This is a genomic window from Spirosoma panaciterrae DSM 21099 (genome assembly GCF_000374025.1).
Taxonomy (GTDB): domain Bacteria; phylum Bacteroidota; class Bacteroidia; order Cytophagales; family Spirosomataceae; genus Spirosoma; species Spirosoma panaciterrae.
In genome coordinates, this window is the sequence record NZ_KB893177.1 from 106,965 (window position 1) to 119,784 (window position 12,820).

Here is a 12,820-nt window from a genome sequence, read left to right on the forward strand (position 1 = left end):
CTACGAATTTCGACTTGAAATCGCAGAAACACCAATTGTTTGGTATTTACTCTGTTTTACAAAAGGTTTCCTATTTATAGCTTATGTCAACATTAGTGCACCTCAACTGTATTTATTAGCTCATAAACTTGGATATTTACCAAATAAATAGCTCATTTACAAAGGCTTCCTCAACCACCATTCTTTGTCTCGATGATACGCTCTGGCTATCTGTACATAGTTGTGCTTTTCTGGAGCGTGTGGTTTCGGCCTGCTTGGGCGCAATTGACAGGTACACCTGTTTTTCGGGTCGATCATATTGGCGTTAGTGACGGACTTACCCAGGGTTCAGTTTATTACCTGCACAAAGACAGCCGCGGCTTTCTGTGGTTCGGCACCCAGGATGGGTTGAACCGCTACGATGGCCATCATTTTCAAACCTATCGGCCTGCCCTGACAAAAGATGGTATCGTACAGCCGGGCACCATTCGGGGAATTAACATATTTGGCATTGTAGAAGATACCGATGGGAACCTATGGATAGGTACAGAAGTAGGGCTGAACCGCTACGACCGCCGGCATGACCGTTTCGATTGCTTTTTTGTAAACGGCTCAAAGCCAGGGCGTTCTCGACTCACAAGCCGCACCATGCCTTTTGCTATTGACCAGACCAATCTAATTTATCTGAGCGATGCAGAAGGACTGGTACAGTTTAATTACCGGACGTTGCGCAAAACCATATTAGCGGCCAATCTGCACCCGACCCACGAGTACGATCTGCAAAGCTCTGCGGTTAAGACGCCTGCGGGCGACATCTGGCTGCATGGCTCTACGGGCATTCAACGCTATGATCCCCAAACGCATAAACTATCCCGTTATTTTAGCAACCATCCCCACAATCTGGCAGGATCAGCCCAGGCGGTTTCGTCCTTTTTTATTGAAGATAGCATCGCCTGGCTTGGTACCCCAAAAGGCCTGATTCGGTTCAATTACCGGAAAGGCACTTTTCAAACGTATGATGTGGTCGGCAATCATCCGATTAGTTCAATCCATAGTCTGGCCGCCGACGACCGTGGCCGCCTTTGGCTCGGCACACAGCAGGATGGTGTTTTGTATTTTGATAAGCGTTCCCGCTTGTTTGGACAGGTAACCGATTTTCTGAAAGCAACCCGTCAGTTGAGCGAGTTTAGAATCAGCAAGGTATACGTAGATAACACGGGGATCGTTTGGGCCAATACAGACCCCGACGGTGTGGCCCGCATTGTGCCCGACGCTTTTTTGTTTGGCGGTTTTGTGAAGAGCCCGGCCAATGATGGGTTGCCTGCCAGTCAGAAACTGACCAATTATACCATTCGGGGCTTTCTGGAGGAACGTTTCGATCGGCTATGGGTACTCACCCAGGCAGGCATCAACGTACTCGACCCACGTACCAACCAAATAACCGAACGCTATTTTACGTCACCGTCAGCCCAGGATGGGCGCCCTCCGATTGTCCCTAAAAGTTTATACCGTGATCCACAACGCCGTATCTGGGTAGGGCATGTTGGTGGCGTACTGGCATTTGACTCGAAAGCCAGAACGTTTACATCAATTCCTTTTTCGAACTCGACCCACCTTGTTGGCAGTAATTATGTGCGCAATATGGTCAGTATCAGCGATAGCTTGCTACTGGCAGGTACAGAAGATGGCCTCTATTTGCTGAACACCATAACACACAACTGGTCAAAAGCCCCCGTACTGGATGGCCAGAATATATTCAGTATCTGGTACGATACCCAAGCGCATCAACTCTGGGTCGGTACCTATCTAAACGGCTATTACTGCTATCAACTCGATCAGCCAGCGGGCCACAAACCCCTCAACTGGCACTTCCTTCGCTCTGGTCTGAAAGGGTTTATGGTTCTACATATTCGACCCGATGCCAGCCTGCAAACAATCTGGCTTTCGTGCGACCGGGGGTTAGTAGCCCTGAAGGCTAATACCAGTCTATTTCGACTTTATACCGAACAACAGGGCTTGGCCAACTCATTTGTCTATGGCACAATTAGCGATGTTCAGCACAACCTCTGGATGAGCACGAACCGAGGCATTTCAAGGCTGGCCCCCGAAACGCAGGTTATCAAAAACTTTACCCCGAAAGATGGGCTCCAGGGATATGAGTTCAATGGCAATGCTTTTATGCGGGCGGCCAATGGTGAGCTTTATTTTGGGGGTGTCAATGGGTTCAACCGTTTCCGGCCCGATGCTTTTCGAAGCAGTACCTTCAATCCATTCGTATATATCTACTCGCTTAGTATCAACGAACAACCGTATCGGTCCGAGACCTATGTTGGCGAAACGAAAGAAATCCATCTGGATCACTCCCAGAATACATTAGCCCTTGAATTTGCGGCTCTTGACTTTTTTAGCAACGGTCATAATACGTACCAGTACCAACTTACAGGCTACGACGATCACTGGGTTATGGCCGGAGAGCGGAACTACGTACGTTATGCCAACTTACCCCCTGGCAATTATACCTTTCAGGTTAAGGCAGCCAATCAGGATGGACACTGGAGCCATCGGATTCGGAAATTAGTTATCTACATCGAGCCCCCCTTCTGGAAAACAATCCCATTTGTACTAAGTGTCGTTTTATTATTGGTGGTTGTGGTTTGGTTCTGGATACGCCGTCGGGAGAACAGTATCCGCCAACAGCAGATTGATCGACTGCGGCTAGCCTACGATATTCAGGAGCAGGTTAAAAAAGACATTGCCCGTGACTTACACGATGAGATCGGCACACGCCTGGCAACCATCAAACTGTATACCAATCAACTTACCCAGCAGGCCGGTGAAACCCCAAAAATAGTTTCCCTCAAATCGACGGTGAACCAGTTAATTAACGATACGATCAGTGATGTACGGAATCTGCTCCGAAAGTTGAACCCACAGACACTGGAACGACATGGCTACGTGGCGGCTGTCGATGAGTTGTTCTCCCGAATTGGTGCCAGTGGCGGTATCATTGCTCAATTCGATGGGGGCGAAACCCTGGAAAACAATAATCGGCTCCCTGCCGAAACCGAAGTAATGCTTTACCGAATCACGCAGGAACTGGTTAGCAATTCGCTTAAGCATGCTAGTCCCCGACGCATCGGTTTACACCTAGAACCTCAACAAGATCAGCTAAACCTGGTTTATCAGGACGACGGCTTGGGCTTTAACTACGATCAGATACGCGGCAAAGCATCTGGCCTGGGCATGGGAAATATCGAATCGCGGGTGGCTTTACTTGGAGGACGCATTACCTGGGAAAGCAAGCCAGGTTTTGGTGTAAAAGTTACTATCGAAATTCCGACCGACCCGTTCGGCCATCAGCCTATTTACAAAGTGCTGATGAAACAGCCCCATGCCAATTAGTTAGGAAACTCCATAGGGGGTGCTACACGGGGAATCACTCCACGCGAATCATACTGAAGCAGCATCTCGAATAAAAGAACGGTAGCCGCGGCATCGCCTTGTGCCCGGTGCCGTCCATGCAACGGAATACCCAGCGACTTACAGAGCTTTCCGAGACTATAGGAAGGATAGCCGGGAATCACTTTCCGACTGGTACGGACCGTACAGAGTGTACGCCGATAGTAATCGTACCCCAGCCAGTTTAACTCTTTTTTGACGAAGTTAAAGTCGAAACTAACGTTGTGAGCCACAAAAATGGCGTCCTCGGTAATTCGCAATACCGACTCAGCAATATCGGCAAACGTTGGGGCCTCCTGAACCATTTCATCTGAAATACCCGTCAGATACTGAATAAATGGCGGAATGGGGCAACCCGGATTCAGAAGTGAATGAAACGAATCAACAACCTGCTGGCCGTCGTGACGAAAGATGGCAATTTCAGTAAGACGAGTAGGGCCATTTATACCCCCAGTTGTTTCAACGTCGACGATACAATACACAGAACATTCGTTATCAGTTACCCCGTCAACAGCGAATAGCCAATAATCAGTTCGCCATTGACTTCGTGAAATCCATTATTCCTGCAATGCTGACACTTGGAGCGGCTGCGTTTGAACGGGTCTACGCGCCACTACGCCCTGTCGAATCAGTTGGAGGGTATAGTCCAGAATATAATCCCGGTTGTTCATTAAATCGTTGTAACTGCGCGAAACCGTGAAGTCGGGCTCTACCGTAAACCCGTTTGATCGGTCGGCATTCACAGCATGGGTTAGCTTTTTGAGTGGAATACGAACCTGAATCCGTGAATTGGGCAGTACAATCGTTTTAAAATGCCCGGCAAAATCGCCCCAGTACGCGCTCCCGCTGGGTTCGCCAACAAACGTACCCATACCCGCATCGAGCGTTTTGGCCAGTACAGTAGTTGTGGCGGAAAAAGAGGCCCCGTTCAACAGAAAATACAAATTCCCCGTAAACGCATCTTTATGCCGTGGGCGGTATTTATGCCGGAACGAGCGACTCGTAAATCCCCCCCCTTTTTCTGATCTGTATTGTAAACTGAAATTAAGGGCCGAAAAAGGGTTCCAGGGGGTTACCAGTTCGGCTCTGACAGCCCGTTTCATATCCTCGTGTTCCATCATTCGGAACGATTTAGGCATCCAGTAGCGTAGCAATCGGGCTGAGTTAAGTACGATGCCGCCACCGTTGCCCTGCATATCCACAACCAGGTTTTTGATATTCTCTTCCTTAATCTGTTTGAAAGCTCGCTTCAGTCGTCGCTTGAATGCCAATTGAAACGGATCTTTCTTCTTTAACCCCATGAATGAGGAAACGCGCAATACAGCCGTACGGGTGAGGGTATCCACAACGTTGACGGAAAGATTCGGGCGTCGATCAATATCGACACCATACCGGCGCTGGATCGTCCGCCGAAAATCCTGCAGCGACAAACAGGCGATTCGCTCCTCTCGAGTCAACGTATCCGTAGCCAGCCGATAGGTAATCCGAACCGAATCGGCCGAGCCAAACCAGGCTGCATAGTAATCGGCAAACTGCACTGTGCTCCAGAATCGGCGTCCCGTCAGATTATCGCCATCAGAGCCCGAGCGATCGGCCTCCATCAGTTCATGATGCAGATCAGCCACTGCCCGTCCATTGATCATCAGCAATTCGGTTCCCCGCTGAAGCGACGTATCCGAGGAGACATTATGACTGATAAAATACCGATTATCGACGGGCCGAATGTAAAATGGTAAATAGCGGGTTTGCTTACCAATGTAGTTCCGACGGTGATTCAGATTGGTATGCCCATCTTTCAGAGCAGCGACTAACGGGCTTACGTGATGATAAAACGACAGATAACTCATCGGGGCCGTCAGCCTATTGTACAACGAGTCGTAGAGTTGCTCCATCCGGGTCTGCGATGTGTAAAACCCCATTCCCGGATGCAGGCCGTCGAGTTTATGTTTTAAATACGAAATATCAGCCCGGGCCTGAGCAGGGGTAAGCTCCTGAGCGGTGGCTACGTGATTACAAAAGTGGAGTAAAATGCTCGCTGCAAGCAGAATTCGGCCAATCCTCATCGATCCAAGTTACGGTAGACGACGGCCTACTTCTGACCGTATCATTCGTTAAGTGAAGATACGATCAGACGTAACTAGAATCAATGAAATTTGTTTAAAACTTCTTTAAAATTTTGCCTATGCCCCTTTAAACAGCATAATTCATCGATTTAGTTACTAATTTATTAACTATCCTTTCGGTGAGGGATTACTGCCCAGTGCTTCACACCTGGCATATGTTCGCTGACAATAGCTGCTGCTACTTCTTCCAGATTTTCTTCGTTTGTGGTAAAGAACAAGCTTTTAGGCTCATTATCGGTTTGGGTCGGACGAACCTCATAGTATTCGTTGTGATGCTCGATAGCGTGTTTTTCAACAAGTTGGTAGTGTGCCATAGGTAGTTCATACAGTTTAGTAACGTTAACCTGGTTTAAGGTAGGATGTTTAACCGCTCCTGGGCTGTCGCAGTCCAATACCATGACCAATCAAGTATTATCCTAGAATGGTAATCAATATAGCCCCTGTTACCATAACTCCGGCTCCGATCAGTTTACGAGCAATCCCCTGCTCGCGAAAAAACTGGTAGCCGAACAACACGCTTAACAGGGCCGACGTTTGAAACAGGGCTAATGCATAGCCCACAGGCATGCTAGCCAGCGCTATATTACTCGCAACCTGGGTAAGCCCAACCGAAAGGCATAGCGCCATAAAAATAAACCGTTGATTCGCCAGCAGCTTCACCTGCTCCTGCCACTGCTTTCGCATGGTTAGCACAATCCAGACCAACGTACAGCCAAAGCCTAACAGGCACCAGTAAAAAAACGCGATGGTAGGCGTTGATACTAAAATAGCTCTCTTTAAAAATACGCCATCGATAGCGGAAAAAACCAGTGCCGCGAGTCGTAATTTCACTTCAGGACGTTGAAACATCTGCCACGAAAACCCTCTACGCTCCTGTTTGTCAGCCAGTACGATATAACTCCCGGTAATGATGAGTACGATGCCTGCCAATCCCCACCAACCTGGAATTTCCTGCAATAAAAATACGCCTGCTATCAACCCAACCACCGATTTATAGGCATTGATCGGCCCCAGAACAGACAAGTCGCCAATTTGCAGGGCCTTTACCAGAAACACATTGCCAAACACAGCCAATACGCTGGTGAACAACATATTCAACCAAAACTCAGAAGATAGACCCTGAAAGCGTAGCTGAGACCAGAAACACAGGCAAACTAACGACAGGAAGCCATACGTAGCCGAGATAACGAACAAAGGGTCGGTGGCACGTTGTGTCAACTGCTTTTGAAACACGTTCGAAAGTGGATTGGCAAGTATACGCACCAGAACGGCCAGAGAAGTAATCGTAACCATGAGTAGCAGCCGAGTTCATTAACACAAACGAAACACAGATCATCGTAGCCATTCGTCTTTTCGCTTCCTTGCTGTAGCGCATTCTGTTACGAACCCACCCGCAAGTCGATTGTCTCACAGCTTTTTTTCGCTATTCACTTTCCTGATTCACAAATATTTCGTACCTTTGCGCTCCTATTTTTGGAGAGGAGACACGAAAGGTGAACGCATTACGCGCATACGACATTCATATTGTCGGTCTGGACAACAAACGACACGAATACGACTTCACGTCGGACGATGCGTTTTTTGCTGCGCTGGATCAGGATTTGATCGAGAAAGGAAATGTACATACGCATTTGCTGCTGGACAAATCGGAAACCATGATTCGGCTCGATTTTCAGATCAAAGGCACCGTCGGGCAAGTCTGCGACCGCTGCCTCGACGACTATGATGAGCCAGTGGACATACGGCATACCATGCTGCTGAAATTTGGTGATCATAACGAAGAGCTGACCGACGAGATTGAACTTATTGAGCGACATACGGCCACAATTAACGTAGCCCGTTACATCTTTGAGTTCATTAGCCTGTCTCTTCCTATGAAACGCCTGCATCCGCGTTTCCGGACCGAAGAGGATTCAGACGATGACGATCAGAATGGTAAAGTAATTTACCGCACGGATGCCGAAGCTGACGACGTAGATGAACAACAGCAGGATATTGACCCTCGCTGGGCAGCTCTACGAAAATTAAACGATAACTAAACTGGTACCAGGTGAGTAGTTTTTAAGGTATCCTCTGAACTACGAGCCTCAAACTGCGAACTTCAAACTGTAAAACAAGACAATGGCACACCCCAAACGACGCCACTCAAGCACCCGACGCGATAAGCGCAGAACACACTACGTTGCCACGCCAGTAGCGCTCTCGACCGACGCTCAAACTGGCGAAGTGCATCAGCGCCACCACGCTCACGTTTTTGAAGGCAATCTGTTCTATAAAGGACAAATGATTGTCGAGAATTACGCCAAAACGGCTTAAATCTTGACCATTTATGAAGAGTATTTCGCCGACGTCTTTCCGAAGATGAACGCGAAATACTTTTTTATTGCCTGTCACCTGCCTATTTTTACGCATAGATAAGTAGGCAGGCAATTTGTGTCAGGCATTGCCAGGAAGCGCTAGTCGTTTACTATCAATTGATTATAGGCTATAATTGCCTACTGACAGGCCCTTAATTTACAACCCCGACGAACAGGGAAGTATTGAACAAACCGAGTCAATGAAAATTGCAGTGGACGCAATGGGTGGCGATTTTGCCCCCGAAGCAATTGTGGAAGGAGTAATTCAGGCCGCTGCTGAATTGCCGGAGGATGTGGCTATTGTGTTGATCGGGAAGCAGACCATTGTAGAGTCACTGCTTGAAAAACACAACGCCCGCGCACTTACCAGTATTGAGTTGGTAAATGCCGACGATGTAATTGACATGAGTGAGCACCCTACCAAGGCGCTCTCCCAAAAGCCCAATTCCAGCATCGGAATTGGGTTTAAGCTTTTGAAAGACAAACAGGTTGATGCCTTTTGTAGTGCTGGCAATACAGGTGCCATGCACGTCGGGGCCCTGTTTAGCATAAAAGCGATCGAAGGCATTATACGACCCTGTATTGCTGGCTTTGTGCCACAGGTTACGGGAGGGCATGCCGTAATGCTCGACATTGGCGCCAACGCCGATTGTAAGCCCGAAATGCTGGCCCAGTTTGGCGAAATAGGCTCGATTTATGCGCAATATACGTTTGCCATAGACCAGCCTCGCGTGGCCCTGATGAACATTGGTTCTGAAGAACAGAAGGGATCATTGATTGCTCAGGCCGCCCACCAACTTCTTAAAGACAATCGTCGGATTAATTTTGTCGGTAATATTGAAGGGGGAGACTTCTTCGATGGCAAAGCGGACGTCATCATAACCGATGGCTTCACCGGAAATGCCATGTTTAAACTCGGCGAATCTTTTTATGATATCGCCAGCCGACGGGGTATTCGTGATGAGTTTCTGGATAAAACGAACTACGAGTCTGTAGGCGGTAGTCCGATATTGGGTGTCAATGGCAATGTCATTATTGCGCATGGTATCTCATCCCCTTTAGCGATTAAAAACATGATTGGCCTGGCCATTCGACAGGTTGAGTCCAACGCCTATATAAAAATTGCACAAGCATTGAGTTAGTTTTCTGTTTGCCGCTTTCCTTGACTGGCATGCTCATTTTCATGGACTGGTCAAAGGAAGCGACAAACAGAAAACGTTGTAAATACCACTTATGAGTAAAGCTGCCATAACAGGAGTCCACGGCTACGTTCCCGACTATGTGCTGACCAATGCTGAATTGGAGCGTATGGTGGATACAAATGATGAATGGATTACAAGCCGTACAGGCATTAAGGAACGGCACATTCTCAAGGGTGAAGGTATGGGGTCGTCGCACATGGGAGCTAAAGCCGTAACCGGCCTGCTGGAAAAGACCAATACCAGACCCGAAGAAGTCGATTTACTTATTTGTGCGACAACAACCCCCGACTATGTGTTTCCATGCACCGCCAATCTCATCTGCGACATGGTTGGCATCCGTAACGTCGGAAGCTTCGATATTCAGGCTGCCTGCTCCGGTTTTGTGTATGCCCTTACAGTAGGCTCTCAATTTATCGAGACCGGCAAATACAAAAAAGTCGTTATTGTAGGGGCAGACAAAATGTCGGCAATCGTTGATTACACGGACCGTACCACTTGTGTGCTTTTCGGGGATGGAGCTGGCGCCGTACTCCTTGAACCTAATGACGAAGGCAATGGGGTTCTGGATTCGATTATAAAATCGGATGGGGTCGGACAAAATCACCTGTTTCAGAAAGCAGGGGGAAGCCGCTATCCACCTACTCACGAAACCGTCGAAAAACGCTGGCATTACGTTTATCAGGATGGCCCTTCGGTATTTAAGTTTGCCGTCAAAAATATGGCCGATGTATCTGCCGAAATTATGGAGCGGAATCACCTGACAGGCGCTGATGTTGCCTGGCTGGTTCCACACCAGGCTAACAAACGCATCATCGACGCAACAGCCCATCGGATGGGTATCCAATCCGATAAGGTCATGATGAACATTTACAGATACGGCAATACAACTGCTGCAACTATCCCACTCTGCTTATTCGATTATGAATCGCAGTTGAAAAAAGGCGATAATCTGGTACTAGCCGCTTTTGGTGGTGGCTTTACCTGGGGAGCCGCCTACGTAAAGTGGGCCTATTAATTTTTCATATATGGTATGTGATATAGAATGTACGCTTTTGAACATTCTTTTATATCATACATCATACACCTTATATCATACATTAAAAAAACGATGGCAACGACCGCAGACATCCGCAACGGACTGGTCTTAAACTTCAACAACGACCTTTTTCAAATTACTGAATTTCAACATGTAAAGCCAGGAAAAGGCGCTGCATTTGTTCGTACGAAGCTGAAAAGCCTGACTACAGGCCGCGTGATTGACAACACCTTCAACTCAGGAGTTACGATCTATCCTGTACGGGTTGAGCGCCGGAAATTCCAATTCCTGTATAAGGACGAAGCCGGTTACAACTTCATGGATCAGGAAACGTTCGACCAGATTAACCTCGACGAGAAAATAGTTGATAGCGCCGATCTGATGAAAGAAGGCCAGGAGGTGGAAATGCTGATCAATGCCGAAAACGAAACCCCACTTTCGTGCGAACTCCCTCCGTTTGTGGAACTGGAAGTGACCTACGCAGAGCCAGGGATCAAAGGCGACACGGCCAACAGCCCCAAAAAGCGGGTTGAAGTGGAATCGGGTGCTAAAATTATGGTACCGCTTTTTATCGATTCCGGCGAAAAAATCCGTGTCGATACCCGTACTCGCGAGTACGTTGAACGAGTGAAATAGCTATCATTAAACAGTTAGTCTTTAATCCAGTTAGAAAGTAAATTTCTTTCCTAAACTACCAATCACTCATTCAACTGTGTGACTACCAAACTATGACAACCAAAGACATACAGCAACTTATTGACTTCATTTCTCAATCGGGTCTGGACGAAGTCAACATCGAAACAAACGATCTCAAAATCAGTGTCAAGCGATATGGTTCGGGCGCTCCGGCAGTTGCACCCGTAGCAGCGGCACCAGCCATAGCTCCTGCCGCAGTGCAGGCTCCTGTAGCACCTCCTCAGGCAGTAGCCCCAACCGCCATATCGACTCCTGCGCCAGTAGCTACGCCTAAGGCCGACACCTCAAACTATGTTACCATCAAATCGCCAATGATCGGTACGTTCTATCGGTCATCTAATCCCGAAACACCTTCATTTGTTGAGGTAGGCGACAGCGTAACCGCAGGTAAAGTGGTGTGCATTATCGAGGCCATGAAGCTCTTCAACGAAATTGAATCAGAAGTGTCGGGCCGTATTGTTAAAGTGCTTGTTGAAAATGCGACCCCTGTCGAGTACGACCAGCCGCTGTTCCTGGTAGAACCCATCTAAAACAAAGAGTGAAAGAGCGAAAGAGTGAATGAGCGTTTATTCGGCGCCCAATTGTCACTCTTTCGCTCTTTCACTCTTTCGCTCTTTACATTATGTTCAAGAAAATTCTTATCGCCAACCGGGGGGAAATCGCTCTGCGAATTATCCGTACCTGCCGCGAAATGGGCATTAAAACGGTGGCCGTCTTTTCAACGGCCGACCGCGATAGTTTACACGTACGTTTTGCCGATGAGGCTGTCTGTATTGGTCCGCCAGTAAGCAAACAGTCGTATCTCAGCATTCCTAATATTATTTCAGCAGCCGAAGTAACTGGGGCCGATGCCATCCATCCAGGCTACGGCTTTTTGTCGGAAAACGCCGAATTCTCACAAATCTGCGCCGATTATGGCATTAAGTTTATCGGTGCCACTGCTGATCAGATCAACAGCATGGGCGATAAAGCCACGGCCAAAGCGACCATGAGAGCGGCTGGTGTTCCGGTGATTCCCGGTTCAGAAGGTCTGCTCGACTCCATCGAACAAGGCAAAAAACTGTCGGCCGAAATGGGTTATCCGGTTATTGTCAAAGCTACGGCTGGTGGCGGTGGTCGTGGTATGCGAATTATCCGATCAGAAGCCGATTTTGAAAAAGCCTGGCATGATGCCCGTACTGAAGCGGGAGCCGCTTTTGGTAATGACGGTCTGTATCTGGAAAAATTCGTTGAAGAGCCGCGCCACATCGAAATTCAGATTGTGGGCGATCAATACGGAAAAGTCTGTCATCTTTCGGAACGCGATTGCTCCATTCAGCGTCGTCACCAAAAGCTGGTCGAAGAAACCCCCTCCCCTATCGTTTCCGACGAACTCCGGCAACAAATGGGTGAAGCCGCCATTAAGGGTGCACAGGCCATTGGCTACGAAGGAGCTGGAACCATCGAGTTTCTGGTCGATAAACACGGGAAGTTTTATTTCATGGAAATGAACACCCGAATTCAGGTGGAACACCCAATTACGGAAGAGGTAACCGACTTCGACCTGATCAAAGAGCAGATCAAGGTGGCTGCCGGTACTGAAATTTCAGGCCGGAACTATACGCCGAAGCTGTATGCGATGGAATGCCGTATCAATGCGGAAGACCCTGCCAATGGTTTCCGCCCTTCGCCTGGTAAGATCACGAACCTGCATTTCCCAGGTGGGCACGGTGTCCGAATCGACAGCCACGTGTACAGTGGCTACACCATTCCGCCCAACTACGACTCGATGATTGCAAAACTGATCGTTTCAGGCCAGTCGCGGGAAGAAGTGATTACCCGGATGAAACGGGCCTTGCAGGAGTTTGTGATCGAAGGTATCAAAACAACGATTCCGTTCCATATCAAGCTGATGGACGACCCCGGATTCCAGTCGGGTAAATTCACGACGGCTTTCCTCGAAACATTTGATTTCAGTAAGCTGTAACG

Annotated in this window: 12 protein-coding genes; 8 read left to right on the top strand and 4 right to left on the bottom strand. The window is 48.2% G+C overall.

All coding sequences use genetic code 11. From position 1 onward, the window contains the following. The first annotated feature begins 192 nt into the window (after positions 1-192). The gene (locus B153_RS0108890) at positions 193-3,381 is read left to right on the top strand and encodes a sensor histidine kinase (protein ID WP_020596345.1); all 3,189 of its coding nucleotides are present in this window, start codon (positions 193-195) and stop codon (positions 3,379-3,381) included. Here B153_RS0108890 and B153_RS0108895 read toward each other — a convergent pair. The 4 genes from B153_RS0108895 to B153_RS0108910 form a co-directional block, all read right to left on the bottom strand. Further along, positions 3,378-3,920 (bottom strand): 3'-5' exonuclease, encoded by a 543-nt coding sequence (locus B153_RS0108895; RefSeq protein WP_020596346.1) that lies wholly within the window; start codon positions 3,918-3,920, stop codon positions 3,378-3,380. The two genes, B153_RS0108890 and B153_RS0108895, sit on opposite strands and share 4 nt — an antisense overlap. A 75-nt stretch (positions 3,921-3,995) precedes the next feature. Further along, positions 3,996-5,501 carry a S41 family peptidase gene (locus B153_RS0108900; RefSeq protein ID WP_020596347.1) on the bottom strand — a complete coding sequence of 502 codons (1,506 nt, stop codon included), beginning with the start codon at positions 5,499-5,501 and terminating at the stop codon, positions 3,996-3,998. A gap of 164 nt (positions 5,502-5,665) precedes the next feature. Further along, positions 5,666-5,875: a hypothetical protein gene (locus tag B153_RS0108905; RefSeq protein WP_026262010.1), complete on the bottom strand. Its 210-nt coding sequence runs from the start codon at positions 5,873-5,875 to the stop codon at positions 5,666-5,668. Positions 5,876-5,972: 97 nt separating this feature from the next. Next, on the bottom strand, positions 5,973-6,854 hold the full coding sequence (locus tag B153_RS0108910) for a DMT family transporter (protein WP_020596349.1): 882 nt from the start codon (positions 6,852-6,854) through the stop codon (positions 5,973-5,975). 200 nt (positions 6,855-7,054) lie between these two features. Here B153_RS0108910 and B153_RS0108915 point away from each other — a divergent pair, with 200 nt between their 5' ends. The 7 genes from B153_RS0108915 (at position 7,055) to accC (ending at position 12,818) form a co-directional block, all read left to right on the top strand. Then, on the top strand, positions 7,055-7,600 hold the full coding sequence (locus tag B153_RS0108915; protein WP_020596350.1) for a YceD family protein: 546 nt from the start codon (positions 7,055-7,057) through the stop codon (positions 7,598-7,600). An 82-nt stretch (positions 7,601-7,682) separates the two neighbouring features. Further along, complete coding sequence (gene rpmF / locus B153_RS37215; protein ID WP_080059596.1) at positions 7,683-7,877, top strand: 50S ribosomal protein L32; 195 nt, start codon at positions 7,683-7,685, stop codon at positions 7,875-7,877. Between the two features lie 241 nt (positions 7,878-8,118). Next, positions 8,119-9,060, top strand: coding sequence for a phosphate acyltransferase PlsX (plsX, locus tag B153_RS0108925; protein WP_020596352.1), 942 nt, complete (start codon positions 8,119-8,121; stop codon positions 9,058-9,060). 91 nt (positions 9,061-9,151) lie between these two features. Further along, on the top strand, positions 9,152-10,135 hold the full coding sequence (locus B153_RS0108930) for a beta-ketoacyl-ACP synthase III (RefSeq protein WP_020596353.1): 984 nt from the start codon (positions 9,152-9,154) through the stop codon (positions 10,133-10,135). 93 nt (positions 10,136-10,228) lie between these two features. Continuing rightward, on the top strand, positions 10,229-10,792 hold the full coding sequence (gene efp / locus B153_RS0108935; protein ID WP_020596354.1) for an elongation factor P: 564 nt from the start codon (positions 10,229-10,231) through the stop codon (positions 10,790-10,792). Positions 10,793-10,884: 92 nt separating this feature from the next. Further along, positions 10,885-11,382: an acetyl-CoA carboxylase biotin carboxyl carrier protein gene (accB, locus tag B153_RS0108940; protein ID WP_020596355.1), complete on the top strand. Its 498-nt coding sequence runs from the start codon at positions 10,885-10,887 to the stop codon at positions 11,380-11,382. A gap of 92 nt (positions 11,383-11,474) precedes the next feature. Then, complete coding sequence (accC, locus tag B153_RS0108945) at positions 11,475-12,818, top strand: acetyl-CoA carboxylase biotin carboxylase subunit (protein WP_020596356.1); 1,344 nt, start codon at positions 11,475-11,477, stop codon at positions 12,816-12,818. Positions 12,819-12,820 lie beyond the last annotated feature (2 nt).